Annotated in this window: 25 protein-coding genes; 11 read left to right on the forward strand and 14 right to left on the reverse strand. The window is 39.7% G+C overall.

Annotated elements, in window-relative coordinates; genetic code table 11:
- Positions 1–25: 25 nt before the first annotated feature.
- The 12 genes from KZP23_RS07345 to KZP23_RS07400 form a co-directional block, all read right to left on the reverse strand.
- A complete protein-coding gene (locus KZP23_RS07345; protein WP_226335445.1) occupies positions 26–1,573 on the reverse strand; it encodes a serine hydrolase in 1,548 nt (515 codons plus the stop codon).
- A 12-nt stretch (positions 1,574–1,585) separates the two neighbouring features.
- Positions 1,586–3,793, reverse strand: coding sequence for a S41 family peptidase (locus KZP23_RS07350; RefSeq protein WP_226335446.1), 2,208 nt, complete (start codon positions 3,791–3,793; stop codon positions 1,586–1,588).
- Positions 3,794–3,880: 87 nt separating this feature from the next.
- Positions 3,881–5,161 carry a CPBP family intramembrane glutamic endopeptidase gene (locus KZP23_RS07355; protein WP_226335447.1) on the reverse strand — a complete coding sequence of 427 codons (1,281 nt, stop codon included), beginning with the start codon at positions 5,159–5,161 and terminating at the stop codon, positions 3,881–3,883.
- A gap of 64 nt (positions 5,162–5,225) precedes the next feature.
- Positions 5,226–5,948, reverse strand: coding sequence for a hypothetical protein (locus KZP23_RS07360; protein ID WP_226335449.1), 723 nt, complete (start codon positions 5,946–5,948; stop codon positions 5,226–5,228).
- A 49-nt stretch (positions 5,949–5,997) separates the two neighbouring features.
- Positions 5,998–6,423: a hypothetical protein gene (locus tag KZP23_RS07365; RefSeq protein ID WP_226335450.1), complete on the reverse strand. Its 426-nt coding sequence runs from the start codon at positions 6,421–6,423 to the stop codon at positions 5,998–6,000.
- A gap of 27 nt (positions 6,424–6,450) precedes the next feature.
- Complete coding sequence (locus KZP23_RS07370) at positions 6,451–6,876, reverse strand: hypothetical protein (RefSeq protein WP_226335452.1); 426 nt, start codon at positions 6,874–6,876, stop codon at positions 6,451–6,453.
- Positions 6,877–7,064: 188 nt separating this feature from the next.
- The gene (locus tag KZP23_RS07375) at positions 7,065–7,523 is read right to left on the reverse strand and encodes a cupin domain-containing protein (protein WP_226335454.1); all 459 of its coding nucleotides are present in this window, start codon (positions 7,521–7,523) and stop codon (positions 7,065–7,067) included.
- A gap of 441 nt (positions 7,524–7,964) precedes the next feature.
- Positions 7,965–8,648, reverse strand: coding sequence for a tRNA (5-methylaminomethyl-2-thiouridine)(34)-methyltransferase MnmD (mnmD, locus tag KZP23_RS07380; RefSeq protein ID WP_226335456.1), 684 nt, complete (start codon positions 8,646–8,648; stop codon positions 7,965–7,967).
- 1 nt (position 8,649) lies between these two features.
- Positions 8,650–9,135, reverse strand: a complete 486-nt coding sequence (gene ispF, locus KZP23_RS07385) for a 2-C-methyl-D-erythritol 2,4-cyclodiphosphate synthase (protein ID WP_226335457.1) — start codon at positions 9,133–9,135, stop codon at positions 8,650–8,652.
- Positions 9,136–9,312: 177 nt separating this feature from the next.
- A complete protein-coding gene (locus KZP23_RS07390) occupies positions 9,313–10,554 on the reverse strand; it encodes a M16 family metallopeptidase (RefSeq protein WP_226335459.1) in 1,242 nt (413 codons plus the stop codon).
- Between the two features lie 168 nt (positions 10,555–10,722).
- Positions 10,723–10,920 (reverse strand): heavy-metal-associated domain-containing protein, encoded by a 198-nt coding sequence (locus KZP23_RS07395; protein ID WP_226335460.1) that lies wholly within the window; start codon positions 10,918–10,920, stop codon positions 10,723–10,725.
- Positions 10,921–10,947: 27 nt separating this feature from the next.
- Positions 10,948–13,164 (reverse strand): heavy metal translocating P-type ATPase, encoded by a 2,217-nt coding sequence (locus KZP23_RS07400; protein WP_226335463.1) that lies wholly within the window; start codon positions 13,162–13,164, stop codon positions 10,948–10,950.
- 262 nt (positions 13,165–13,426) lie between these two features.
- On the opposite strand from KZP23_RS07400, the gene tnpA reads away from it, so the two are divergent.
- From tnpA to KZP23_RS07425, 5 genes are all read left to right on the forward strand, one after another.
- Complete coding sequence (tnpA, locus tag KZP23_RS07405) at positions 13,427–13,888, forward strand: IS200/IS605 family transposase (RefSeq protein ID WP_226332611.1); 462 nt, start codon at positions 13,427–13,429, stop codon at positions 13,886–13,888.
- A gap of 184 nt (positions 13,889–14,072) precedes the next feature.
- The gene (bshC, locus tag KZP23_RS07410; RefSeq protein ID WP_226335464.1) at positions 14,073–15,647 is read left to right on the forward strand and encodes a bacillithiol biosynthesis cysteine-adding enzyme BshC; all 1,575 of its coding nucleotides are present in this window, start codon (positions 14,073–14,075) and stop codon (positions 15,645–15,647) included.
- Positions 15,631–16,203 carry a 5-formyltetrahydrofolate cyclo-ligase gene (locus tag KZP23_RS07415; RefSeq protein WP_226335465.1) on the forward strand — a complete coding sequence of 191 codons (573 nt, stop codon included), beginning with the start codon at positions 15,631–15,633 and terminating at the stop codon, positions 16,201–16,203. Before bshC ends, KZP23_RS07415 begins: the two co-directional genes overlap by 17 nt.
- Before the next feature lie 33 nt (positions 16,204–16,236).
- Positions 16,237–16,722 carry a hypothetical protein gene (locus KZP23_RS07420; RefSeq protein ID WP_226335466.1) on the forward strand — a complete coding sequence of 162 codons (486 nt, stop codon included), beginning with the start codon at positions 16,237–16,239 and terminating at the stop codon, positions 16,720–16,722.
- Between the two features lie 97 nt (positions 16,723–16,819).
- Entirely contained in the window at positions 16,820–17,944 is a 1,125-nt protein-coding gene (locus tag KZP23_RS07425; RefSeq protein ID WP_226335467.1) for a sugar phosphate isomerase/epimerase family protein, read from the forward strand.
- Positions 17,945–17,998: 54 nt separating this feature from the next.
- Here KZP23_RS07425 and KZP23_RS07430 read toward each other — a convergent pair whose 3' ends face one another.
- Positions 17,999–18,187, reverse strand: coding sequence for a hypothetical protein (locus KZP23_RS07430; RefSeq protein WP_226335468.1), 189 nt, complete (start codon positions 18,185–18,187; stop codon positions 17,999–18,001).
- Between the two features lie 122 nt (positions 18,188–18,309).
- Here KZP23_RS07430 and KZP23_RS07435 point away from each other — a divergent pair, with 122 nt between their 5' ends.
- From KZP23_RS07435 to KZP23_RS07460, 6 genes are all read left to right on the forward strand, one after another.
- Positions 18,310–19,755, forward strand: a complete 1,446-nt coding sequence (locus KZP23_RS07435) for a BatD family protein (protein WP_226335470.1) — start codon at positions 18,310–18,312, stop codon at positions 19,753–19,755.
- Positions 19,755–20,837 (forward strand): chorismate synthase, encoded by a 1,083-nt coding sequence (gene aroC / locus KZP23_RS07440; RefSeq protein ID WP_226335472.1) that lies wholly within the window; start codon positions 19,755–19,757, stop codon positions 20,835–20,837. Before KZP23_RS07435 ends, aroC begins: the two co-directional genes overlap by 1 nt.
- Positions 20,838–20,854: 17 nt before the next feature.
- Positions 20,855–22,186 (forward strand): dicarboxylate/amino acid:cation symporter, encoded by a 1,332-nt coding sequence (locus KZP23_RS07445; protein ID WP_226335474.1) that lies wholly within the window; start codon positions 20,855–20,857, stop codon positions 22,184–22,186.
- A 68-nt stretch (positions 22,187–22,254) separates the two neighbouring features.
- Entirely contained in the window at positions 22,255–22,839 is a 585-nt protein-coding gene (locus KZP23_RS07450) for a NifU family protein (RefSeq protein WP_226335475.1), read from the forward strand.
- A 74-nt stretch (positions 22,840–22,913) separates the two neighbouring features.
- Positions 22,914–23,993 carry a DUF3810 domain-containing protein gene (locus KZP23_RS07455; protein ID WP_317198052.1) on the forward strand — a complete coding sequence of 360 codons (1,080 nt, stop codon included), beginning with the start codon at positions 22,914–22,916 and terminating at the stop codon, positions 23,991–23,993.
- A 27-nt stretch (positions 23,994–24,020) separates the two neighbouring features.
- On the forward strand, positions 24,021–25,484 hold the full coding sequence (locus KZP23_RS07460; RefSeq protein WP_226335477.1) for a potassium/proton antiporter: 1,464 nt from the start codon (positions 24,021–24,023) through the stop codon (positions 25,482–25,484).
- On the opposite strand, the gene KZP23_RS07465 is transcribed toward KZP23_RS07460, so the two are convergent.
- Complete coding sequence (locus KZP23_RS07465) at positions 25,476–26,408, reverse strand: DMT family transporter (protein ID WP_226335478.1); 933 nt, start codon at positions 26,406–26,408, stop codon at positions 25,476–25,478. The genes KZP23_RS07460 and KZP23_RS07465 overlap by 9 nt on opposite strands.
- Positions 26,409–26,607: the final 199 nt, after the last annotated feature.

The raw sequence follows: 26,607 nt of genomic DNA on the forward strand, positions 1-26,607 counted from the left end.
GAAATGATCTCATACACTTCTTGATTTATTCAATACGTTGGATATCGAGGTCTTGAAAATCAAAGCTGAAATCTATATCTGGTGAAATGCCTTCCATTTTTATGCTTTTAGCCTTTCCTGTTTTATCTAATGAAAATGTAATGAGAGCATCTGCATTCAGATCTTGATATTCCCATTTGACCGCAAAGGTGTTTTCTTTATAGTATTGCAAGTGTCCATTAAGTTTTGGTGATCTATGTGATTTGATCCAAAGCTTGCCTTTATTATTGAATACTTGGATTTTTCCAAACCACTTATCTTCGTATAGCCCTATGATTTGCTCAGGACTTAAATTTTCGTTTTTCGCAGCAGCTACGGTTTCCCAAACTTCTTGGACAATTTTTTCAGTTTCGTCACTCTTCTTATTTTGTCCTTCATGTATTTTATTCACCCAGTTATTGTCTGGTATACCAAGGTAATTATCCAAAATTGTAAAGGAAATAGGCTCTACACTTATAGCGCTATTTGATAAGACCACTATACCTAAATTAACATCTGGGACAAGGATGGTCTGTGTGCTAATTCCTGGAAGTCCTCCACTATGATGTGCTATAAAATGTCCATTTATATCATTTAAAACCCAGCCAAGTCCATAACCATCAAAATTGACAAAATAAGGCTCATTGGGCTGAGTGATGTTGGATATATAAGGTTTCCACATTTCCCTTTGCCTCTTTTCCGTAAACAATTGTTTTTCCAGATTACTGCCGAATCTGCCTTTATTTAGTTGTAAGAGCATCCACTGGCAGAAGTCGTCTGCATTGGAGAAGATTCCCCCTGCGGCGCCATTTCCAGTTCGTTTAAAATTTTCTATTGGATGGAGTGTAGAAGCCTTTTTTATATGAGGAGCTGCAAGGTTGCTTTTGTCCTGAATATTGGCAATAGATGAAAAAGAATTGTCCATTCCTAGTGGTATTAAAATATTGGTCTGAACAAAATCTTCCCAGGACTGCCCACTTACTCTTTTGATCAATTCACCAGCTACTATATAAAGTAAATTATCATAATCATATTGAGTCCTGAAAGCTGATACTGGTTTGAAATATTGAAAACTAGAAAGAATATCATTAATGGTGAAATCATTTTCATCTGGGATAAACATCAGATCACCTGCTCCTAGACCCAGTCCGCTTCGATGGGTCAGTAGATCTTCAATAATGAAGTTCTCACGGACATAATCATTATACATCGTGAATTCAGGAATATAATCTATGACCCTGTCTTTCCAGGAAATTTTTCCTTGATCCACCAGAATGGCCAAAGCAGTAGTGGTAAAGGCTTTGGAAACCGATGCTAAGGCGAACTGAGTGTGTTGGTCTACTTCCTTTTTGGTGTCTAAGGAACTAAAGCCATAGCCTTTTGCATGTACGATTTTTCCATCCTTTACTATCCCCACCGCTACTCCAGGGATATTGAGTTTGGATCTGGCATCTTCCACAAGTTGATCGATCTCATCGGAGGTCAACTGGGCAAAAGCCAGATTCGAGTAAAAAATGGTAAATGCCAAAAGAATTACTGCTATTGTCCTTTGCATATTATTATGGTTTTATTCCTCCATGATGATTTCAATGGCCTTTTCCAATAGTTCATCACGGCCTTCCTTTATTCCTTTGATAGTAGGCTTTACTTCAATGTCCGGTATTATTCCTACTCTTTGGGTTTCTTCTCCATTAGGATAATATACTCCAATACCTGAAATCATTGTTCTAAGTCCCCCAGGGAGTTGAATCGGAGAGACATTTCCATCCGCACCTGCTGTGGTGCTCCCTATTATAGTGGTATTGTTTCCAGCTCTAAAAGCCATTGCGGTGTATTCTGCTTGACTCACAGAGAGTTCATTTACCATAACGACCACCATGCCTTTATAGGTTTTTCCTTGTTTGTGAATTTTGAGGTTTTTAGATAGTGAAAATTCTCCAGGATTTTCCACACTGCCACCAGTCAATTTCACAAATGCTGTGGGTGATGAAACGAAAAATGATCCCAAACTAAATGGGACGAAAGTAGATGGATAATTTCTGATATCGATAATAATTCCCTTGGTATCCATAAACGCCTCTTTTAATTGTGGAATATCTTCGTTTTTTATCGTTTGTAAGGTGATATAGCCAATATTATCGTCCAGCATTTTAAAAGATTTACTGCTGCTTTTCTGGATAAAACGGTAAATATTAAGGCTGTCTTTAGGGTATAATTTTATTTTTTTGGATTGCTCTTTGGAATCATCAGATATATAATGGATTTCTACTTCTGGTAAATTGGAGCGTAAAATATCCGCCGAAATATTTCTAAGCTGGGTGGTGTAATTTGATGCAGGGTTATATTTTGAATTTTGTTTTATAATTTCTTCAATAGATTTGCCGTCCACCTTGGTGATAACATCTCCTATTTTTAATCCAGCAATACTTTTAAGCTCTGGATTATAATAATCAGTTACCACCAGTTGGTCTTCGATAAAACGAAGATGAAATGGAGGGTAGTTTTCCCCTCTCCAATGCATAAATTTATCAGCTTTACCAGAAAGAAATCCATGAGTATCATGGATTTCTGCAATGACTTGAAGGCATGCCAATTCATATTCCAATTCATTATTGGCTTTTAAGAAAATGGGAATATATTCCTTTAACACTTCATTCCAGTCTTTGTCAGTAAGGTACTTGTAGGGGAAAAAATAGTTGATCATATTCCAATACCTATAAAGGGCCAATAACCTGAATCCATCATCGGGATAATCGAATTGGAGGTAGGGGTCTTCATTGGTGAATTTTGGGTTGCCCACACCTGGAGCCATTTCAATATAATAATGCTTTTTATTAGAGGTGTTTTGATAGATGTATAAGAGATTTTTCTTTAGGACTGGACTTTGGCTTTCTATCCAATTTAGGTCTGGTTTCAGGAAGGCTTTTTCATTTGGATTTCTGCAATCATTACATGGTGAGATTTTTCCGATAGAGTTCATCCATCCAACTAGAAGTTGATCCCTTTCTAATTCATTAGACGAGGAAATATAATCAGGCAAGAACCTAAACAATTCATAATCCCAATTAAAATTTCCTTTGGCGATTTCAGGATGATGGTATTTCAAAAATCCCCAAACTCTTCCAAGAAGTGTTAAGTTGTCTACCTTCTCAGGACTTAGATTGGCAATTTCAATTGCAGAGCCTTTATCAAATTTATTATCTGATTCTGCCTTAGGTGCTATTTTCTCAATCACTTTAAGGGTTTGAACATTATTGCCATCAATGGTCAGTTTAAAATCATCAAACCATGCTTCACCTTTGCCTGTTAATATTCCTCCCACATAAATATTATCAGCACTTTCAGGATAATTAAGAGAAATACTGTATTTCTTCCAATCTTCAGTTCCGGAGATTTGCTGTTTTTGCATATTGTCAAATTCCAAAGACTGTCCTTTGTGATCGATTCTCAACAATAATCCAGCATGGCCATTTTTTACATTCTTGATTTTCATATAGCCTTCCAGTTTGATGCTCTTTCCTGTATATTCAGCAGGGATTCTATAAGCTATGGAGCCAAAATTGCCCTTTTCATTTGAACTGATTTTGCCGGCGCTCAAACCGGAGTGAACTTGGGTGGAATCCATGGCCAAATCATAATTTCCCCATTTAAACCAGCCTTCTGATAGTTGGTCCGTATTGTTTGTGTTTTCAAATCCCAGATTGAACTTTTCATGGACTTGGCCTTGACAGCCTAGAAATGAAATAAAAAAGATAAGGGCTAGTGTATTTTTCATGGTTCACGTGTTTAATCAATAAAAATTGAGAGAGCCTATACGGTTCATTGCTGCTCTCTTGTTATTTGTAATTAATACTCAATCTCCCTACTGAAATTCAATACGGATAAACTCCACCGAATCACTGGTGTTTACTAATTTTAAGCCATAAACAGAACTTAATTGCTCTTTCATTGCGGTTGAATCCTTAGAAGCTAGTTTAATATTGAACCTTCCGGGAACTTTGGATTTCATTTTCACACGCTTATCTTTAGATCCTTGAATTGCCCTTGCAATCTCAGACAATGGTGCCCTGAAAATAGCCGTTGTATCTATTCCAGTTTTGATATATTTCCCTTTTATGGAATCCGTTTTATACTGGTTTAATTTTAGGGTATCTTCAATCAACAATTCCCAGGAACTGGTTAATTTTACTTCTTTGGATTTCTTGAACTGATATTTTTCTACCAGATAATTTTCAACGACCGTTTTATCCATTGAACCTGAATCCAATTTGTTTTTATAATTGATCAGAAAACTCTTGTCCATTTTCTTTTCATTATTTGACTGGATTTGCCAAGTGTCCACTTCTGAATAGTGACTTATTAAATTCCTTAATTGGTAATTATTGAAAATAAGGGAGTCAGAAAATGCTACGTAAAACTTTTTCGGTAAGCCATCAGGTGAAACTTCCTCTATACGGACAGAATAATCCTCAGTTTCTTTTTGGAATACCTCCGTACCATTATCCATAAGGAATAATGGCGATAGGAATATCATATTATGAAAGGCATGCAAAATGATACTCCAAACAAGGCCATAGCGAACACGTAAGTATCCTCCTAAAAGTCCAAATGAGATTTGTGGCAATGTGAGGAGCGGAAAGATATAGATCAGCTGTTTATAATCCCCAAAATTGAATATATGGATAAAGCCAAAGAGCAAAGCAGAGAAATAGAAAACATATCTGTACTTTCCATACCATAGCTTTTTGATCCTTTTTTCCATTTCTTGCTGGGTTTCCTTTCCCGCTATAAAAAATAGTGAGCTAAATAACCGAAGAAGAAAATTGTATTTGTACCTGAGGTAGGATCTGAATAGGAGCTCTTCTATGAATGGTACAAAAAGTACGGCGAGAAAAAATAGACTTGACTTGGGGAGGCTTTCTAATTGCTCCAACAGTTTATGATTTTCAAAAGCATTGATTCCAAGTTTTTCCAATAACACAAATACACCTGATAGGCCAGCCACGATGACTAAATCAATGAGTAAGATCCAAATAAAACTTGAAATATTCTGCCTAAATGATTGGTCATCATTAGGTTGATCTTGCGGACTTTTTAGAAAAAGTAATAGGTCGGAGTAGGTGCTTTTAAAAGTTTTGGGCATGGTTTTTTTAAAATGATAATGACCGTTTGAAGGCTTTTAGGTTGTATGAAATAGCTCAATTAGGCTATTGTGCTGGGTGTTTAATAAAGTCCCATCTTTTGAAATTCTTGTCTTCAGGGAAAAAATGGAGTATGCCATCATAGGTATAGTCTAGTTGAAAACTATAATCCGAATTACTAAAGACAATAGTATTATTGGTTAAAGTATAATCGAAGATCTCATTAGTGTTATTGGGATATTTTAAAAGGGATTGGGCCACCTTCGGATTTATATTGACGGTGTTGTTTTCCTTGAAATCAAAGGCTATTCCCTCCGTTAATTCATCACGGTATTTGCTGATCGTATCCAGATTGGCTTGCGGATGTCTTTCATAACTGACAATGCTATATTTTCCCACCAAATCAAGTTGCAGCTTTTTAAAGTATAATTGGGTATTGTCATGGATATCAATCCGCAATAAACTGTCCTGGTCAAAGCTAAGGGGAAATTTTTCCAAATAGCTACTGTTTTGTAGGTGTAGCTTATTTCCTGTCAGTTGGTATTTAAAATGATCATTATCAAAAAAGTGTTGGCCTATATTCTTATTTCCTTCAAAAATGAGGGAATCTTGGCCTTTTACCTGTAGTACTCCGCTACGGATATCCAAATCTTCTAGCTTGTTATTTTCTTTTTTGACTATTTTCTCCAAAAGATAGTAGCCTTCCTCCAACTGCTGGTTTTTTTCAGTTTGGCAAGATAAAATCAATAGCGAGGAAAAAATAATGAATGTGGTTTTTAGGGGCTTCATAGTTTAGGATTGTTAATTCTAAAAATGTTAAGGTCGACCAATATTAATCTTATAAAGGTAAAGTTTTCTTTTTTTCTATATTGTTTTCGGGCCATTTCAAGACAAGTGTTATTTGGTTAAAACTATCAACATTGTCTATAAATTGGACACAACTTTCCTTGATTTTAGAGGTGAGCTGGTTCATAACTGAATCTGGAACAGTAGCTAGTTTAGGGTTAAGTTGTTCTATGATAATTTCGTTGTTTAGAAATAGAACTGGTTGTGTATGGTTAGTTTTGAATATATAATCCTTAGAGCCAAGTGTCTCTGCTATATTGTTTTTCAGCTCCAAAATATTGTTTAGGCTTTCATACTTAGGAGTCGTATATTCAAATTGGAAAATTAGTGATCTGATACATACACAGAGCCGCCAAAGAAGAGTTATGGTCAAAGCAAGTGAATTAAAGAATGACTTTATTTTGGTTCGATTTTCCATCTTTTTGGGTTAGGTTAAAAGCATTTTTTAATATAAAATCCATTGATCCTGGTCTTTGACCAAGTACATGGAAACCAATTGCGTTTGATGATCTATACTGAGGTAATAAAATAAATCAACTTTGTCCTTTGATTCGTTGACGGCAAAGGAAACACTGTCAATTTGAAATGACTCTGGGTTTTTAAGATCAATTTTACTTTCAAAGTCGGATTTACCAATGATTTTATGGATATCATGCTCGAGTCCATTGAAAGAGATTTTATTTTCTAGCTTAAACCCCTTTGAAAAAGGAGATTTAAAACTTTTTGATGTGAGCCGGTTTATGAACCTGTATTCGACACCATCAACGGTTTTTTCTTTGATTTTTATAAAATTTTTCTCAGAATACGAAAGTCCACATGAGGTAAAGACTAATGTGATCAGGCCGAAAAAAAGTAGGTCTCTCTTGGTCATGGTTATTTTTATTTGGTCAACCCTCTAAATAGCATTGCCCATAGGGCTGTTTTTAAAATGATTGATAATAAATGGTTTATGTAATGTCTGTCCAATGGAATAAAAACTAAAACTAAGGATTTGGTATAAATAAAAAAATACCCTATATGGGGTATTTTGTCTTTAAATGGAAAGAAAATTCAAGAAAACTAGGGAGCCAGAGAGTAGAGCTCATGGGAGAGAACCTTAATTGGGGTATCTCCTATATTAACCGCAGCATCTCCTAGTGGCTCTCCTAACATACCGTAGCCAGTAGGAAATTCCATTATTTGTTTTTCCCCACCATTAAAATAGACAGCAGCTTTTCCTCCTTCTAAAACATAGAGGGTATGATAAGGATGTTCGTGCCATGCAATAGAGTCGCCAGGATTCATAGTAAATTCATACATTACTACGCCTAGTGTATCCACCAATACCTTGGACATATCCGCACCCACAATATGACATGCTTTTGACATATCATATTTCTTGCTTGGGGTAGGCATTGCCTCGATATTTTCTGCGATTTCTTCCACTTTTTCAGTGGTTGAGCTTGATTGGTTGCAGGATGTGAAAGGTATCCATAGTATTGCAATCAAAATGCTGTTAAGCCAATTGAATGATTTCATAGAATGATAATTTAAAAGTTAATAAACCAAGCAGCCTGTAGGAATATACTTGGTATGGTTTATTGTAGGAAATTTTACAGATCTGGGATTGGTTTACCCTCCAGGTGCTGTCACCAAAAAGCTAAAGTATTAAATTGTTATTTGTAGTTTTAGTACTAAAATACGTATTATATATCTTAATTTCAATTGGTTGATGTTGTTTGGGGTGTTCGGGTTAGAAAAAATGATGAACAGTTCCTTACTATAAATCAGCGGATAAGAAGAAGACTCAGAATGAGTAGTGACTTCAGGAAAATTCCGGATTATTCTTTAAAAAGTAGAGAAGAAAAAAATATTGGAATGCAGTAAATGGAGTTTTACAGATAAAAAATGTCAAAAAGATTGCAGGGATTTTAGCACGTTCTATTCCTAACCTTGTCCCTGCAATCTATCTTAATTTATTTACAGCTTAGTTCCCCTGATCATTTCTTTTTTACCTGGAGGTCCAGGTAAGGTTTCCACCTGAAGTCCCAATTCAGCCAAATCCCTTTTGAGCTGACCTTTGGCACAATAGGTGACAAATACTCCCCCAGGATTCATGGCATCCACTACTTTTTTAAGTAGCTCTTTGGACCATAGTTCAGGCTGCTTGCTTGGAGCAAAGGCATCGAAGAAGACCACATCTGTAGGATAAAGTTTGACTTCTTCCAGTGTGGTTTTGTCCTTTTTCATATTGAAATAAGGTGTAATAGCATCTCCTTTGTCCCATTCAGCCTTATGCAATTCTTCAAAATAGCCTTTATAATGGCTGATTTCCTCATCTATCGAAGTATAATTTAACTTGTTATAGATGTCTTCTGGAATAGGGAAAGGCTCAATGGTGTGATAGAGCATAGGGAGCTTGTTTTGCTCTGCCCATACCAATGCTAGCCAGGAATTCAGTCCTGTGCCAAAGCCCACCTCAAAAATGCGTATGGGCTGTTTACCATGGTTATGCATGAACCAATGGTCCAAGCCATAGAGAAAGAAAACATGGATAGATTCCCTGTAGGCACCATGAAAGGAATGGTAAGTTTCATTCAATTCAGGTACATAAAGTGAATGTGAGCCATCCTCTGTTTCTATGAGTTTGATTTCTCTGTCCATTTTAACTGTTTTTGTAAATCAATGCTACACAATAGGCAGAAACGCCTTCTTGTCTACCTACAAATCCCAATTTTTCTGTGGTGGTGGCTTTGATGGAAACATTGTTTTCTGGAATTTCCATCACCTCAGCCAAGCAGGCTTTGATGCTGTCAATATGTGGGTTTACCTTGGGGAGTTGTAGGCAAACAGTGGTGTCGAGATTGCCAATTTCGTAGCCTTCTTTACGGATGAGTTTCATCACTTCCCTAAGTAAGATTTTGCTATCTATGCCCTTATATTGTGGGTCTTGATCAGAAAAGTGATAGCCAATATCCCTTAGGTTGGCGGCACCAAGAAGTGCATCGCAGATGACATGAATCAATACATCAGCGTCCGAATGCCCCACGGCACCTTTGGTATGTTCTAGTTTAATGCCCCCCAGCCAGAAGTCATAACCTTCCTGCAATTGGTGAACATCATATCCAAATCCAATTCTAAAGTTATTCATGCGGTGAAGATAATGGTTTTACTTTAGATTTTTGGTACAGGAGGGCTTTGGTAGTTTGGTGTCCCCATGAGCAATGATCAAATCTTGGTTAAGATAATATGTCCAGAGTCAAGCAGCTCAGGTGGCTGGACATTTTAAAAGCATGGTGGGGTTAGGCAGGTACTATTTAATCAGGTTTTAGCTTTTTTTGCTTTTATAGTACAGTACAGAGGAGTTTTGTTCGGTAATGTAGTTTTGGGCGGCAGCGGTGATTTGTTCGGCAGTGATTTTGGTTTTCTTATCGTATTCTATTTGATACAGATCAGGACTGCCCAGTTGGGTATAATAGGCAAGGTTCATGGCCCTATTCATCAGCTGAATGGATTCATAGGTCTTCATCGCTTCAGCTTGGTTTTTAACCTTTTCTAATGTTTCTGAGGAGATCGGGGTTTCAATAAATTTCTGCACTACTTCGTCCAATATTTTTTCGGCTTCTTCAGCAGTTTTCCCTTTTTCCATTTTTCCAGTAAAGACCATTAATCCCGGGTCTATAGAACCCAGCACATAGGCATTACAGGAGGCAAACACATCAGTGTTTTTTACCAGTTTTTGTTCCAACAGGGATGATCGGCCGAAGCCCAGAATGTCGGTAATCAAATCACATTCCAAATAGCCTTCCTGAAGTCTTCCGGGGACATGGTAGGCTTTGTATAAGGTGTCTGTGGGTACATCAGCAAAGTGGGTTTGCACTCTTTTTGCCTGCTGTGCACATTCTACAGGGATTGTTTTGGCCTTTTTGCCTGATGGAGGTATTGGACCAAACCATTTCTTGGCCATTTCAAGAATGTCTTCACTGTCCACATCACCCGCTACTACCAAGATAGCGTTATTGGGAGCATAATGTTGCTGGTAAAAAGAACGAATGTCTTTTTCTGTAAATCCTTCTATATCGGCAATTTCAGCTCCAATGGTCGGCCATTGATAAGGGTGGCTTTTATAACAAAGCTTCCTCAGCAGGTGCATGGCATCCCCATAAGGTTGGTTGAGATACCTTTGCTTGAATTCCTCGATGACCACCTTACGCTGGGTTTCAATGGTCTTTTTGCTGAGATTTAATTGCAGCATCCTATCCGATTCCAGCCAAAAAGCAGTTTCTATATTGGTGGCTGGCAAGGTGATATAATAATTGGTGATATCGGTATTGGTAAAGGCATTGCATTCCCCGCCTACCCTTTCCAAGGCGCCGTCAAAGCTGGGGACATTTTTGGAGCCGCCAAACATCAAGTGCTCAAAATAATGGGCCAAGCCTGTTTTTCCAGGGACTTCATTTCTGGAACCTACTTTATAAATGATATTACTCACCGCCATCTTACTGCTATGGTCCTCATGCACCAATACCTGTAAGCCGTTCTCCAATATAAATCTCTCGTAATTAATCATAGGTTGGTTGCTATCACTTTCAAAAAATCTCTTAGGAAATTAGCTGAAGGGATATCTGAATGAAAATGCTGGTACTAAATTTATGCGCAAAACAACTGCTGACAGTATATCAAAACAGTTGTCTTGCGCAAAGCTAATAAAATCTGGCAAAAGGTTATCGAAGAATGGTTAAATCGATTCCCCTTGGTAGCCAGCAGTCTCCAATGCTGCTTTAATTTCCGTTTCGCTGGCAGCTCCTTCTACCGTAAGTATCCTGTCGGGATGGTTTAGGTCTACTTCCCATTTAGAATCGGGCAATGCATCTAGTTGAGGGCTGACAGTGGCGACGCAGGCGCCACATTTGATATTGGTTTTTAGTTTGATCATTTTCTGTTTTTATTTATTAAGTTGAAATTATCTGTTTAAACGTAAACTATTGGTGACCACAGAGACAGAACTTAGGGCCATGGCAGCTCCTGCAATCATGGGATTTAATAAGAAGCCAAATGCAGGGAATAAAATGCCTGCGGCAATCGGTATTCCGATGATATTATAGATAAATGCCCAGAATAAGTTTTGACGAATGGTCTTGACCGTCTTTTTGGTCAAGGAAAGCATTTGGGGAATTTGTAGTAGGTCTGAATGGATCAAGGTGACTTTGGCCACATCCATGGCAATGTCAGTTCCTTTTCCCATGGCAATGCTTAAATCTGCCAATGCCAGTGCCTCACTGTCATTGATCCCGTCTCCCACCATGGCCACGGTTTTGCCATTGGCTTGAAGGGCTTTCAGATAATTGCCTTTGTCTTCAGGGAGCATTTTGGCCTTGAAATGGTCAATGCCCACCTTTTCTGCCAATGCTGCAGCGGTCTTTTCTTGGTCTCCTGTCAGCATGTGCACTTCCAGTCCCATTTCCTTCATCTGGGTGATGGCCTTGGTAGAACTTTTCTTGATTTGGTCTGCAATACTGATGATCCCTATAAATTGGTTTTCCTTGGCCAGGTAAATTACTATATTTCCTTTTTCTAAATGACGTTCTTCAAATTCGTCCATCCAATTACAGGTTTTCACGCCTTTTGAAACCAACCAATCTTTTTGGCCAATGGTATAAAGCTTATTGTCATTGCTTAGGGCAGAAACGCCTTTGCCAGTGTGGGATTGGAACTTGTCAATAGCCGACTTTTGGTAGCTTTTGCTTAAGTACTGCACCACCGCTTCAGCCAAGGGATGTTCGCTTTCTGATTCCATGGCCAAGAAAATAGCTAGGTCATCTTCTACACCAGTGAGTGTTGGTGACATCAATATTTCCTGCACCACTGGTTTGCCCACGGTGATCGTGCCCGTTTTGTCCAATAAGATAGTGTCTATTTTTGGTCCTATTTCAAGGCTCTCAGCATCTTTGATCAACATGCCCATAGAGGCACCCTTTCCTATTCCAGCCATAATGGCCGTGGGAGTGGCCAGACCTAATGCACAGGGGCAGGCAATAACGAGTACCGTAATAAAGGCCAACATGCCGTGTAACCATGAATCTTCTATTCCGCTAAAACCCCAAACCAGTAAGGCCACTAGCCCAATGCTGATCACTATGGGAACGAAAATGGCGGTGATTTTATCTACCAATTTTTGTACCGGTGCTTTGGATCCCTGAGCTTCTTTTATCCTTTGAATAATTTGGGACAGAAAGGTGTCTCCTCCGGCCTTTTCCACTTCAAATTTGATGCTTCCTGCCTGATTAATGGTGCCGGCAAATACCTGATCGCCCTTTTGCTTGTCCACAGGAATGGGTTCCCCGGTGAGCATACTTTCATCTACATGACTGTTCCCCGAGATAATTTTTCCATCCAAAGGGATTTTTTGTCCTGGTTTTACCAAAACAAGCTCTCCAATACCGACTTCAGCGGTTTTTTTTATTTGTTCATTTCCACCGCTTATGACGGTTACTTCATCAGCTTGCAAGCCCATCAACTTTTTAAGGGCTTGACCAGTGCCAGCCTTGGCGCCTGATTCCAGCATCCTTCCCAGAAGGATAAAGAACACGATGACGGCAGCAGCTTCGAAATATACATGGGGATCAATTCCTCTTTGGCTGAGCCACTCCGGCAAAAAGGTGTTGAAAGAACTGTATAGATAGGCTACCCCTGTACTTAAGGCCACCAAAGTGTCCATATTGGCCTGTCTGTGTTTCAGCTGGCGCAGGGCATTGATAAAAAACTGCCTGCCAAAGATAAATAGAACGGGCGTGGTCAGGGTCCACATGATATAATTGCCATAGGGGATTTCATGAAAGAACATGCCTATAACGAAAACAGGGAAAGCTAGGATTCCTGAAGCGATGGTGTTTTTTTTGAGCGATTTGTAGGCTTTGAGCTGTAGGGCTTCTAGGTCCTGTTCTGCGATATTATCAATGATCATATCATATCCTGATTCCCTGACTGCCTTTTGCAGGGCTTTGGGATCTGTATTTTTTTCCAATTCAAGAATGGCGGTATGATTGGCAAAATTGACATTGGCCGAGCGGACACCGGTTTGTTTTTTTAAGGTGTTTTCTATGGAAGTAGCACAGGCAGCACAGCTCATGCCTGTGACTGGCCATTCGTTTTTCTTTGATGTTAAAGTATTTCCAGACATTTTATTCTTCTTTTAATGACATAAAATTAGCTAGAATGCTATAATGTCTATTTATACAATTTTTGAAATGATTAAACAGCTAAGCGAGAAAGCACTTTTATTAAGGTTCTGTAAATTGATCTCAGATTGAGTTCCTGCCTTCCTGAGGATAGGGAGTATAAGAACAGAGAGTGGACCTAGCCCTCAGTCTGACACTTAGATGCTTTAATCTCTTAGGGTCAAATTCCCCGAGGCTAGCCTCGTTTTACTATCTTGTGACTCGATGTCGCAAGAAAGTAAGTATATCCATAAGAGTCATAATGTATCAGTTTTGCTGTACCATATAGTTTGCTCAGCAAAATATAGACGAGTAGTGTTCAGTAAAGAGGTTGATAAAGTTCTGACATCGACGTGTGAACAGATAGAACTAAGATATGAGATTAAATTTCTGGAAATCGGTACAGATGCTGACCATGTACATTTTCTGATCCAATCGGTTCCAACGTATAGTATAACCAAAATAGTGAGAAAGATAAAGAGTTTAGTGTCACGAGAGGTGTTTAAAGAATGCCCAGAGGTGAAAAAACAGCTCTGGGGAGGGGAGTTTTGGGGTAAGGGATATTTTGTCAATACGGTAGGCCAACATGGAACAGAGGAAAAGATCGCTAATTATGTAAAGAGTCAAGGGCTGGAAAAAGGATATAAAAAACTGAAGACCAATTATCAATTAAAAATATTCGATTGACCAATAATGCCTCGTGGGCTTGCCCCGAGGATTATTTACTTAAATAATAACTATAGTTGAAGTGATTTCCATGAAACAGCACGCGGCCTATTCATGAATTCTAAAAAAAATCACGAACTTTAATGACTTGTTTCTAGTTTAAAAACACAAAACCATAAATTGCCTAGCAAAATCTTTTAGACTCATGATGAAATCCACCCTTGAGCCGGAGTGTACCGGTCAGTTTTCACCATTGTTTATTGACTATATCCGAAAAGACGAAAAACTTCGACCTTTTTATAATCAATATCCGAGCTTGGAAAATTTTGAATCCATTATTCAGGAAAGAAAGTTTGACCAAGTAAAGAGAACAGTGCTCAAGGAGGCTTTGGAAAAACAATATGTGGGTTTTGAGCTGAGTGAAAAAGTCCAGGATAATATACAGGCCTTGAAAGGCAATAAGACTTTTACTGTCACCACCGGCCATCAACTCAATCTTTTCACCGGTCCTCTTTATTTCATCTACAAAATCGTATCTACCATAAATTTGGCAGAGCAGCTCCAGCAGCGCTACCCTGAATATCATTTTGTACCAGTTTACTGGATGGCAACTGAGGACCATGATTTTGAAGAAATCAACCATTTCACCTATGAAGGGAAGAAATATAGTTGGCAAACAGATCAAAAAGGTGCGGTGGGCGATTTCAAATTGGATGCAAAGCTTCAGGCCTTATTAAAGGAATTAAACTTTGCGCCAGATTTCTTTAAGAGGGCCTATACAGAGCAGGAGAACTTGGCCCAAGCGGTGAGGTATTATGTGAATTATCTCTTTGGGGATAAGGGCCTGGTGATTGTAGACGGACATGATGTTGCCTTGAAACAGCTTTTTAAACCAGTCATCAAGGATGACTTACAGTCCAATCAGGCCAATGATTTGGTGAACGAGCAAACAGGGAATTTGGAAAACCTGGGGTATAAAAGCCAAATTTTTCCTCGGGAAATCAACTTTTTTTACTTGGACAAAGGGCTTCGTTCCAGGATCGTAAAAACCAAGTCAGGATTTGAGATTTTGGATACAGGAGAGCAGTTCCAAGAGAATGAACTATTGGAATTGGTGGAGGAGCATCCGGAAAAGTTCAGCCCCAATGTGGTTTTAAGGCCCCTTTACCAAGAATATATTTTACCAAATATTGCCTATTTGGGAGGTCCGGCTGAAGTAGCCTATTGGCTGCAGTTGAAATTGGTGTTTGATAGGTACCAAACGGATTTTCCGATGGTAATGCCCCGGAATTTTGCAATGATATTAAATGCAAATGCCCAGAGGAGGACAAAGACATTGGGACTAGGACATGCTGAAATTTTCGTGGAATATGCTGATTGGAAAAAACAATATGTTTTGGAGCATTCCCGGACAGATTTAAGTTTGGAAAAGGAAAAGGAAGCGCTAAAGGCCCTTTTTGAAAAAATGGGAGAAGAGGCTGCTGAAATAGATCCCACACTCAAACCTTCCTCTGAAGCGGCCAAAACCCGGGCAGTAAAAGTACTGGAACATTTCGGTAAAAAGCTGAGAAAAGCAGAAGAGAGGAACTTAGAGACTGCATTGAGACAAATGCAGGATTTGAAGGAATTATTATTTCCTGGCGGAACCCCTCAGGAAAGAAAGAATAATTTTTTGGAGTTTTATCTAGCGGATAATGATTTTATCGCCTCCCTATACCATCATTTTGATCCCTTGGATTTTAACTTTATTATCTTGGAGCAAGATGGAAGGAAAAGCTGAGCTGAGAAGACGCTATAAGGAAAAGAGAAAATCCTTAGGAGCTCAAAAAAGGGCAGAATACTCCCGAAAAATAGTCGATCAAGTACAAAAATATCTAGAGGCCCAAAATAGGTTTCAGCATTTTCATCTATTTTTGCCCATTGAAAAGCTATTTGAGATAGATACTTTTCTATTGTTGGAATCTTTAATAAAAGAGGGGAAGCAAGTCTATACCTCTATTTCAGATTTTGATTCGGGAAATTTGATGTCTGTGAAAATAGACTCAGCAACTACCTTTATATTGGACGAATGGGGCATACCTGTACCAAATGAGGTAATAAAAATCGATGATGAAGTGCTTGAGGTGGTGTTTGTGCCGCTTTTGGCATATGATTTGAAAGGTAACCGAATTGGGTATGGAAAGGGCTTTTATGATAAGTTTTTATCAGGGCTGTCCCCTAAGGTGTTAAAAATTGGCTTGTCCTATTTTTTGCCTGAGGTATCCATTTCCGCATTAGAGGAACATGACGTTGCTTTGGATTTATGTATTTTACCGAGCGGAATTATAGAATTTTAAATAAACCATCTATTTCACTAAATTTTACTTGATATGTTAAAAAAAGCGATTGTAGCCATTGTTGTAGTATTCATAATGGTTATTAGTCAAGAGGCTGAAGCCCAGACCTACAGTACGGGAGTGGGCCTTAGAGCAGGTGTGACAAACGGGTTAACCGTAAAACATTTTCTAGGTTATGATGCGGCGATTGAAGGGATTTTGCATACCCGTTGGAAAGGCCTAGTGATTACAGGCTTGTATGAAGTGCATAAGGATGTGAGAGAAGTCAGGGGCTTAAAGTGGTTTTATGGTGGTGGTGCTCATTTGGGAACATGGGGAAATAAGAGTAATCCTCCTTTTGATGATCCTAATGATGAATACACTGTCTTTGGTATTGACGGGATCATAGGTTTGGATTACAAGTTTGTAGATGCGCCGATCAACCTTTCATTGGATTATAAGCCGGCTTTTAACTTGACAGACAATGTTGGCTGGTGGGGTGATGAGATAGCACTGTCTATCCGTTTTACTTTCCACTGATAAAACGATTAGTATAAACAAAGGCAAATGTCAAAAGGCATTTGCCTTTGTTTTTTTAAATTTAGTTGAGTAATAATTAAGAATAAAAAGAGATAATATGAATAATCCGATTTGGATCATGACCTCAGCCTTTGACCAGTTGAGTTTGGAAGAAGTTATCCATAAAGCAAAGGAAACTGGTGTACAAGGATTGGATGTATGTGTATTTAGGAAGGATGGAACTAGAGATGATTTTGTGGCCACCCATATGGACTATGACAATTTCAGCTTGGACACCGCCAAAACAACCCTTGGGAAATTTAATGAGGCAAAATTGCGCATGTCTTTGGGCGCATTTGATAATCTGATCGGGGGAGATCCAGCGCAAAGAATCAAGAATCAAAATCATTTGCTCAAGTTGATCCGGATGGCCCATTTGATGGGGGGAGATGCCAATGATATCAAGGTAGGGACATTTGTTGGTTATAACCATGAGCTGGGAAATGAAGAGAATGGTTTTGAGAAAAACCTAGAAGAGTATGCCAAGGTTTTTGGGCCAATTATCAAATATGCAGAAGACCTTGGGGTAACAGTTTTATATGAAAATTGTCCCATGGAAGGCTGGAGGGCTGCCGGTTATACAGGGACTTTCAATAACCTACCCGGGGTGCTAGCCGCTAGGAAGTTGATGTATGCCATGATACCGAGCAAGGCACATGGTGAAATTTATGATCCTTCCCATGATGTTTGGCAACATACAGATCCTGTGGAGGTGATCAAAAATACGGATATGGATAGGCTGAAGCGTATTCATGTGAAGTCTACCAGAAATAATGCAGATCCATTTTGGGGTAATATGTATCCTACCCAGTTGGTAAATGAAACCCTTGCCAAAAAGGCTGGAGTGCCTCACCCACAAAATGAATGGGACAGGCATCATTATGAAGCAACTTTGCCTGGCTTTGGTGTGGGTGATAGCATGGATTGGAGAAAATTTATCAATACCCTTCAGGAAAGGGGCTTTTCAGGCCCTTTTGAGATTGAGAATGAAGCTGGATTATCCAAAGGCACGGGCAATATGGCAGCTATTATGCAGGGGTATAAGGCCACTGTGTTGAACTTGAGTCCCTTGCTTTGGCCACTTACTGAGGAAGGATACCAATATCCAAAGGAAGACTTTAAGAAAATGAATGCTTTAGCTTCCAAGGATATTCCTGTGGTGACCATGGATGATTTGAGATAATAAGATTAAAAAGTAATGATATGAAAAAGCCCCGCAATGCGGGGCTATATTTTTCTAGGCGAGTTTTACAAAATATTTATTTAGTACGGATAAATAAATTTTTGAAAACGTCTTATAACACCAAACTTTTAATTCCTGAACCTCAGAGGGCACAAGCATATTGAGGCCCTTCCTTAACTCTTTCTCGAAAAGCTTTTTGTCAAAACTCACCTTCAATAAAATGGTTTTAACATATTCAATCATGGCTCATTTGGTTTTAAATTATGTTAAACAATACTAAATTCAATACGACAACACGACTAATTTGTTGCGTTTAAAATATACTCGTTAATTTGCGTTCATTATTAAAAGCAGCACATGTGTCTATGAAAAGAACGAAACTTTACCTCAATCTAGTATTCCTCTGTACAATGTTGGTTTCAAAAGCATTCGCACAGGATATCAAGGTTGATCTTGGTCCAGAAGAGATAGGGTTGAATGAAACGTTCAGTATAAAAATAACGATTTCGGATGAAAAAATAAAGTCCTATGATCAATTCCCCGAGATCCCGGGCTTTCAGAAGCAGGGCATTTCCCAGTCCTCTTCCATGAATGTGATCAACGGGCAGATGAGCAGCACCAATAGTATTGTGCAGTATTACCGTCCCACAAAGAAGGGGCAGTTTGTGCTCCCAGATTTCACCTTGCAGATCAATGGTCAGCCGGTTTCTGCCCAAGGAATGACCATTATGGTTACCGATGCCAGCCAAAATCAACAAAGCCAACGCTCCAGGGATCCTTTTGATGATTTCTTTGGAAGGACAGAGCAGGAACCCCAAGAATTTGTAGAGATAGATGATGAGGCATTTTTCTCCATGAATGTGAATAAGGATGAGATCTATTTGGGTGAAGGTTTCAATGTAAGTTTGGCTTTTTATATGTCTGCATCCAATCAGGCTCCTTTTGACTTTTATGAGCCAGGTAAACAGCTGGAGGAGATTGTAAAAAAGATCAAGCCTACCAGTGCATGGGAGGAGAACTTTAATATTACCAATATCCAGCCGGAAAGGGTAACCATTGATGGGAAGAATTGGACACGTTTTAAAGTCTATGAAGCCACTTTCTATCCCTTTAATGAGGGAGAGATAGAATTGCCACAGGTAGCCTGGGAAATGATAAAATACAAAGTGGCAAAGAATCCTACTTTCTTTGGGAACAATAGGCAACAGGATTTTAAAACATTTTATGCTCCAGCCAAAACGGTAAGGGTGAAGCCATTGCCACCACATCCTTTGAAAAATGAGGTGAGCGTAGGTGTTTTCAGGTTGAGGGAAAATTTTAAGACCAAAAAGGTAGAAACGGGCGAAGGGGTAACCTACGATTTTGGTATTGCTGGGGAAGGAAATATCAGTGCCATCAAAGCTCCTCGAAAAATGGACATGAGCAAATTGAACACTTATGATCCCAATGAACGCCAGCAGATTAATCGAGGAAGAGGTCGGGTAACAGGTATCAAGCAGTTTGAATATTATATTACCGTCAATGAGCCAGGAGAAGTAGATCTGAATGATCACTTCGAATGGATATACTTCAATACGGACAGAGAAACGTATGATACTTTACGTCCGCAGGCAGTCTTGGAAGTGGTAGGAGAAAGTAAGATCAACCAGTCCATTTCTTCGACAAGGTTGGGAGGAATATACGATTTAATCGAACTTGAGGACAATAAGCTTTTAAACCAACGATATAAGTATTATTTTTCGACTTTTATCAATATACTACTGGTCGGCGCAGTAATTCTGCTGGCCGTACTGATTATGAAAAAGAGGTAATGGGTAATTCATTCGGAAGAGTATTTAAGATTAGCACCTTTGGTGAATCACACGGAAAAGGGCTAGGAGTTATAATTGATGGTTGTCCTGCAGGACTGCCAATTGACGAGGATTTTATCAGACAGGAGCTTCAAAGAAGGAAGCCTGGACAGTCCAAAATAACCACACAACGTAAGGAAGAAGATGAATGTCAGATTCTTTCTGGGGTATTTGAGGGGAAGAGCACTGGAACACCCATAGCGATAGTGATCATGAATACGGATCAAAAGAGCAAGGATTATTCCCATATTGCGGACAAGTACAGGCCTTCTCATGCCGATTTTACCTATCAGGAGAAATATGGTATCCGTGATTATAGAGGGGGAGGAAGAAGCAGTGCCAGAGAAACTGCAGCAAGGGTAGCTGCGGGTGCTGTGGCTAAGTTGATGCTGAAGCATTTTGGTATTGAAATCAATGCTTATGTAAGTCAGGCAGGTCATATCAAATTGGAAAAACCTTATCAAGAGCTCGATTTTTCTGAAATAGAAAAAAACATCGTTCGCTGTCCAGATCCAAAAAAAGCGGAGGAAATGATCGAGTATATTGACTTAATAAGAAAGAACCGTGATACGGTAGGTGGAGTGGTCAGCTGTGTAGCCAAAAATGTTCCCGTAGGACTTGGAGAGCCAGTTTTTGATCGTCTTCATGCAGATCTGGGCAAGGCCATGTTGAGTATCAATGCAGTGAAAGGTTTTGAATATGGAAGTGGTTTCGATGGTGTTTCCATGAAAGGCTCAGAGCATAATGATGCTTTTTATCAGGATGGAGACCGGGTGAGGACCAAAACCAATTTCTCAGGCGGTATCCAAGGTGGTATTTCCAATGGGGAGGATATTTATTTCAGGGTAGCTTTTAAGCCTGTAGCGACCATCATGACCGATCAGGAAAGTGTTAACCAAGCAGGGGAAAGTGTTACCGTTTCCGGAAAAGGTAGACATGATCCTTGTGTAGTGCCAAGAGCGGTGCCGATTGTGGAAGCTATGGGTGCTTTAGTTTTAGCGGACTTTTTGTTATTGAACAGACTAAATAAATTGGAAGAATAGGATTTAAACCCAACAAGATGATTAAAAAGATACCCCTTCATACCCAAATTATCATAGGCCTTGTGCTGGGATTGGTGTTTGGTTTGGTGATTGTGAAAATGCAGATTTCGCCGGATTTTACACTTGATTATATCAAACCTATAGGTACCATCTTTATCAACTCCCTTAAGATGATCGCAGTACCCTTGGTCTTGGCCTCATTGATTGTAGGGGTGTCCAATTTGGGTGATATCTCAAAATTAAGTAGGATTGGAGGGAAGACCATTGTCACGTATATGCTGACTACGGTGATAGCCGTTTCTTTAGGCTTGGTGCTAGTGAATGTGTTTGCACCTGGGAAGAGCCTTCCAGTAGAGACCCGAGAAAACCTGATGGGATTGTACGATGATGTGGTAGGGGATAAAACCAATCAGGCGGCGCAGTTTCAGGAGCAGAGCCCGCTTCAGCCATTGGTGGATATTGTGCCACAAAATGTTTTCCAGGCGACTACGGATAATGGAGCCATGTTGCAAGTAGTGTTTTTTGCCATTATTGTGGGGATAGCATTGTTGCAGATTCCTAAAGAAAAAGCCAGTTCAGTGATTGCTTTTTTTGATGGGATGAATGATGTGATCATCAAGATTGTGGGCTATATTATGTTGATTGCCCCATATGGTGTTTTTGCTTTGATGGCTTCCTTGATTGTGGAAATTGCTGGAGACAATCCTGATTCGGCTTTTGAACTTTTATTTGCTTTGTTGAAGTATAGTTTGGTAGTAGTGGGAGGCTTGCTTATTATGATTTTGGTGGTTTACCCAAGCATTCTAAAGCTATTTACCAAGGTCCCTTATAAGGATTTCTTTAAGGCCATGCGCCCTGCCCAGCTATTGGCATTCTCAACAAGTTCAAGTTCTGCCACACTTCCGGTAACCATGAAGCAGGTGGAGGAAGAAATTGGTGTTTCTGAAGAAGTAAGCAGTTTTGTCTTGCCTTTAGGGGCCACTATAAATATGGATGGAACCAGCCTTTACCAAGGTGTGGCTGCAGTATTTATCGCGCAGGCTTTGGGAATGGATCTGAGCATTACGCAGCAGTTGATGATTGTATTGACCGCTACTTTGGCATCAATAGGAACTGCGGGTGTACCAGGAGCAGGATTGATTATGCTTCTGATCGTATTGGAGTCCATAGGAGTGCCAGCAGCAGGTCTTGCTTTGATTTTGGCACCAGATAGGATTTTGGATATGTTCAGAACCGTGGTGAACGTCACTGGAGATGCAACGGTTTGTACTGTAGTGGCCAGTACAGAGGGTGAATTGCCTGATGGCCTGATTCGTGAATCCAATCCATTGACAGCTGTAGAACAATAAATTAGGCAAAACAGGAACTTATCGCTTATTTTGCTGTTTGAATTGCTAGAAAGCTAAAAATTAAAACCATGTTACAAGCGCAGAAAAAGCCAGTACATATTTATATGGAAGCCAATCCCAATCCAAATTCATTGAAATTTGTGGTGAATTTCATGTTGACGGATGATGGAGTAAGCTTTGATTATCCTGATGAGAAAAGCACAGAGAACTCCCCATTGGCCAAAGAACTATTTAATTTTGCGGCTGTGGAGAGAGTGTTTATCACTTCTAACTTTGTGACCGTTACGAAGAAGGATGATGTAGAATGGCCGGAAATTCAAGATCATATCAGGGAGCATATCAAGCAGTACCTTGAAGCTGGGAAGTCAGCCATCAATGTGGTGTTGGATAAAGATCCCTTGTTTGATGAGAATGACAGCGAAACGGTTAAGAAAATCAAAGGGATTTTGGACGAGTATATCCGTCCGGCTGTGGAGCAAGATGGTGGAGCCATCATTTTCCATAGTTTTAATGAAGGAACTGTTAAGGTATTATTGCAAGGCGCTTGTTCAGGCTGTCCATCCAGTACAGTGACTTTAAAGGCAGGAATTGAGAATTTACTTACCAGAATGCTTCCTGATGAAGTAAAGGCAGTAGAAGCTGAAGGTATATAAGAGATAAATAACAAAATTGAAGGTCATTCGCCTAGGCGAATGACCTTTTTTTGTATTATTACACCAGTATGCACTTGGATAAAATCATAAAGGGAAATTGGACATGGGCTGTGCTTGGGCTAATAGCATTGCTCGTTCGATATTTCTTTCTTCAGTTTCCTGAGGATACCGAGCAAATTTATTCCCGAGGGATTTTTCCGGCCATTAGAAATCTTATTGACTTTAGTTTTGGGAAATTCCCCGTGCCCAGTATCTATCTGTTTTTTACAGGTTTGTTGGTAGCACTGTATTATTTTTGGAAAGGCTGGAGACATCAAAAGGGCTGGTTGAATAGTTTGGTTTTTACAGCGAGGAATATCTTGAATTTTCTAGGTTTTCTGGTTTTTGTCTTTCTCTTGCTTTGGGGATTTAATTATCAAAGGATTCCCATTTTTCAGCAGCTAAGTTTGGAGCCCTTGCCCCTTGAGCAGGAGGAGTTACTGAGTGAGCTTCAGCTTACCAGGGATGATCTTCAAGCATGGCGCGACCAGATTTCGAATGATACCTCAGCATTGGATCAAAATATCGATTATGATGAATTGGAGGACATGGTGCGTCAAACAATAGAAGAGAAAATAACCATGCTGGGGCTTGAATATTCCGGGAATCCGCGAACGAGGCAGTTATATCCCGGGGGTTTTTTGAGGAAATTGGGCATATTGGGTATTTATTTTCCTTTTACTGGGGAAAGTTATATCGATCCTACCTTGCACCATCTGGAAAAGCCTTTTACGCTTGCCCATGAAATGGCCCATAGCTGTGGGGTTACTGATGAGGGAGAAGCTAATTTCTTTGCTTGGGTGGTTTGTACCCAAAGTGAAATACCTTTGTTGAACTATTCTGCACAGTTAAGGCTGTTCAGTTATCAGCTTAAGGATCTTTATCGCCAAGATGAGGAGGCTTATAAGACATTCATTAAGACCCTTGGAAAGGGAATCCGCAATGATTTTGCGGACATTTCTGAAAACCATAGGAAGATTGAACCCTTTTCCTTGGAGCTCAGCCGGAAATCAAATGACTTATATTTAAAGGCCCAAGGCGTTAAGGCAGGCGTAGGCAGTTATGCGCAGCTGACCATGTTGGCCTATGCTTGGAGGAATAAAATGGACAGATGAGAGTTAAACCTTAAATACTTTGGATAGATGATATTGACTGCTGAAAATATACTTCTTGTCGGAGCTATCTTGCTAATCGCAAGTATATTGGCGAGTAAGACTGCTGGAAGGGCAGGGATTCCTGTCCTGTTGTTGTTTTTGGGAATAGGAATGCTTGCAGGTTCTGATGGCTTAGGGGGAATCGCTTTTGATGACCCTAAAATAGCTCAGTTGTTGGGGGTAGTTTCCTTGGCTTATATACTGTTTTCAGGAGGTCTGGATACAAAATGGCAAAGCATCAAGCCTGTTTTGGGATCTGGATTGACGCTTTCTACTTTGGGGGTGCTGCTTACCGCTGCGTCCGTTGGTGGCTTTGCCTATTGGATTGGAGAGTTTAGTTTGTTGGAGAGTTTATTGCTTGGAGCTATAGTTTCATCGACTGATGCCGCTGCAGTATTTTCCATTTTGAGGACAAAGAGTATCGGTTTGAAGGGGAATTTGCGTCCCTTATTGGAGCTGGAGTCTGGGAGTAATGATCCCATGGCTTATTTTTTAACTATAGGGTTGACTTCTTTAATAAGCTTGGAGGGATTTACCATCCAAAGCCTTTTGCCGGTTTTTGTACTTCAAATGTTGGTTGGTGGACTTGGTGGATATTTGTTTGGAAGAGGAACTGTTTTGCTTTTTAATAAAATTCAACTGGAATATGAAGGCCTTTATCCTGTATTAATGCTGGCATTGGTGATGTTGGTTTATGGCGTGCTTGATATATTGGGAGGGAATGGTTTTTTGGGTGTCTATATCGCAGCTGTTACTATAGGTAATGGTAAAATGATCCATAAGAAAAGTATTATTAAATTTTTCGATGGTATTGCCTGGTTAATGCAGATTATCATGTTCATAACACTAGGCTTATTGGTGTTCCCAAGTCAAGTGATTCCGGTAATGGGTATTGGTTTTGTCATTGCCTTATTTTTGATTGTTGTAGCAAGGCCTATAGGGGTTTTTGTTTCCTTGGCATTTTTTAAATTTAGCTTTAAGGATAAATTGTTTGTTAGTTGGGTAGGACTTAGAGGGGCAGTACCCATTGTTTTTGCTACTTTTCCTCTTATTGCAGGGGTTGAAAGTGCCAATATGATTTTTAATGTAGTCTTCTTTATTGTTTTGACTTCAGTGGCTTTACAGGCCACTTCTCTTTCATTTGTTGCCAAGCTATTAAAACTGGCGGTTCCCGAAGGAATGAAAAAGAAGTCTTTGTTGGATCTGGAGCTGTCAGAGAGCTTTAAGAATGCTTTGATAGAGGTAGAAATACCAGAGAATTCTTCCATTGATGGAAAGAAAATAGTTGAACTGGGTTTTCCAAATACTTCTCTGATAGTACTGATCAATAGAGACGGGAAGTTTGTTACTCCCAATGGGCATACGGAAATTGTTTCTGGCGATAAGTTAATGGTGATGATGAATTCAGAAGACGAAGAGGAAAAGGTGAAAGAAGCTTTAGGTTTAACTTGAAGAACTAGGGCTGAGCTGTCTGGCCTTTTTACGGTTTCCAACCCAAACTCCGGTGATGACTGCAAGAATGCCTACATAATGCCCCGGCAATAATACTTCGCCATCAACCACTCCCCATGCAATCGCCACTATAGGGATCAGGTAGGTGACCATGCTGGCAAATACAGGAGAGGCGATTTTAACCAATCCGTTAAATATGATCAGGGCAAAGGCTGTGCCCAGTACCCCCAGGATAGTCAGGTAGCCAGCCGCCAATTTTGCTCCTTCCACATGACTCAGTTTATAGGTGAAGTCTGTCGCAAATAATAAATAGCCTAATGCCACGGGCAAAACCAATAGTAGGGAAATGGCGGTGATTTCCACAGGCTTGAGTTTAACAAACCAGTGTTTGATGATATTTAGGTTTATGCCATAGCATATTGTGGCCAAGATTACCAAAAGGGCATATGCATTGATATTGGCCAAGCCGGAGAAGCCTGCGCCTGCCTTTACGGTGATAAGTACCAATACTCCAATAAAAGCGATAATTAACCCGATACTATTTCTAGCCGTGATTCTTGCTCCAAAGAACAAGGCGCCTATGATCACTACAAATAGTGGGGTGAGGGCATTGAGTACTCCCGTGATGGAACTGCTGATCTGTGTTTGGGCTGCGGCAAAGAGAAAGGCCGGGATAAAGCTGCCCACCATTCCAGCTATGACCAGGTTGAAGAGCTGTTTTTTGTTCAATTTTTTTAGCCTAGGAATGGAAAGAGGAAGTAGGACAATGGCTGCAGAAACAATCCTGTAGGCTCCCACTTCACCTGCTGAGAAAACCACAAGTCCTTTTTTGATAAGGATAAAGGAACTTCCCCAAATTAAAGAAAGAAAGGCCAATAATAGCCAGCTGCGCAAATTTTGATCACCTGATTGGTTTTGAGTCATTATATTAGGGTTATATCTGTTGCTAAATTATTCACAAAAGTAAACTTTTCAATTAACAGCCTAGGGTAAAATTTAGTTGCCTTATGTGAAAAATGGTTTTAGGCAAAGTGCGACAAGTTAAAGTTTAGATTATATCTATTCTTTACGTGCTTGGCGACTTCTTAGTGTTCCTCTGCATGAAAAAAAAGTAAATCGCGGC

It is taken from the genome of Echinicola marina (assembly GCF_020463795.1).
GTDB classification, from domain to species: domain Bacteria; phylum Bacteroidota; class Bacteroidia; order Cytophagales; family Cyclobacteriaceae; genus Echinicola; species Echinicola marina.

Bases quoted from the DNA above. Each gene is read 5' to 3' on its own strand.
- KZP23_RS07345 (WP_226335445.1), bottom strand. From the start codon at position 1,573: ATGCAAAGGACAATAGCAGTAATTCTTTTGGCATTTACCATTTTTTAC.
- KZP23_RS07350 (WP_226335446.1), bottom strand. From the start codon at position 3,793: ATGAAAAATACACTAGCCCTTATCTTTTTTATTTCATTTCTAGGCTGT.
- KZP23_RS07355 (WP_226335447.1), bottom strand. From the start codon at position 5,161: ATGCCCAAAACTTTTAAAAGCACCTACTCCGACCTATTACTTTTTCTA.
- KZP23_RS07360 (WP_226335449.1), bottom strand. From the start codon at position 5,948: ATGAAGCCCCTAAAAACCACATTCATTATTTTTTCCTCGCTATTGATT.
- KZP23_RS07365 (WP_226335450.1), bottom strand. From the start codon at position 6,423: ATGGAAAATCGAACCAAAATAAAGTCATTCTTTAATTCACTTGCTTTG.
- KZP23_RS07370 (WP_226335452.1), bottom strand. From the start codon at position 6,876: ATGACCAAGAGAGACCTACTTTTTTTCGGCCTGATCACATTAGTCTTT.
- KZP23_RS07375 (WP_226335454.1), bottom strand. From the start codon at position 7,523: ATGAAATCATTCAATTGGCTTAACAGCATTTTGATTGCAATACTATGG.
- mnmD (WP_226335456.1), bottom strand. From the start codon at position 8,648: ATGGACAGAGAAATCAAACTCATAGAAACAGAGGATGGCTCACATTCA.
- ispF (WP_226335457.1), bottom strand. From the start codon at position 9,135: ATGAATAACTTTAGAATTGGATTTGGATATGATGTTCACCAATTGCAG.
- KZP23_RS07390 (WP_226335459.1), bottom strand. From the start codon at position 10,554: ATGATTAATTACGAGAGATTTATATTGGAGAACGGCTTACAGGTATTG.
- KZP23_RS07395 (WP_226335460.1), bottom strand. From the start codon at position 10,920: ATGATCAAACTAAAAACCAATATCAAATGTGGCGCCTGCGTCGCCACT.
- KZP23_RS07400 (WP_226335463.1), bottom strand. From the start codon at position 13,164: ATGTCTGGAAATACTTTAACATCAAAGAAAAACGAATGGCCAGTCACA.
- tnpA (WP_226332611.1), top strand. From the start codon at position 13,427: ATGTCGCAAGAAAGTAAGTATATCCATAAGAGTCATAATGTATCAGTT.
- bshC (WP_226335464.1), top strand. From the start codon at position 14,073: ATGATGAAATCCACCCTTGAGCCGGAGTGTACCGGTCAGTTTTCACCA.
- KZP23_RS07415 (WP_226335465.1), top strand. From the start codon at position 15,631: ATGGAAGGAAAAGCTGAGCTGAGAAGACGCTATAAGGAAAAGAGAAAA.
- KZP23_RS07420 (WP_226335466.1), top strand. From the start codon at position 16,237: ATGTTAAAAAAAGCGATTGTAGCCATTGTTGTAGTATTCATAATGGTT.
- KZP23_RS07425 (WP_226335467.1), top strand. From the start codon at position 16,820: ATGAATAATCCGATTTGGATCATGACCTCAGCCTTTGACCAGTTGAGT.
- KZP23_RS07430 (WP_226335468.1), bottom strand. From the start codon at position 18,187: ATGATTGAATATGTTAAAACCATTTTATTGAAGGTGAGTTTTGACAAA.
- KZP23_RS07435 (WP_226335470.1), top strand. From the start codon at position 18,310: ATGAAAAGAACGAAACTTTACCTCAATCTAGTATTCCTCTGTACAATG.
- aroC (WP_226335472.1), top strand. From the start codon at position 19,755: ATGGGTAATTCATTCGGAAGAGTATTTAAGATTAGCACCTTTGGTGAA.
- KZP23_RS07445 (WP_226335474.1), top strand. From the start codon at position 20,855: ATGATTAAAAAGATACCCCTTCATACCCAAATTATCATAGGCCTTGTG.
- KZP23_RS07450 (WP_226335475.1), top strand. From the start codon at position 22,255: ATGTTACAAGCGCAGAAAAAGCCAGTACATATTTATATGGAAGCCAAT.
- KZP23_RS07460 (WP_226335477.1), top strand. From the start codon at position 24,021: ATGATATTGACTGCTGAAAATATACTTCTTGTCGGAGCTATCTTGCTA.
- KZP23_RS07465 (WP_226335478.1), bottom strand. From the start codon at position 26,408: ATGACTCAAAACCAATCAGGTGATCAAAATTTGCGCAGCTGGCTATTA.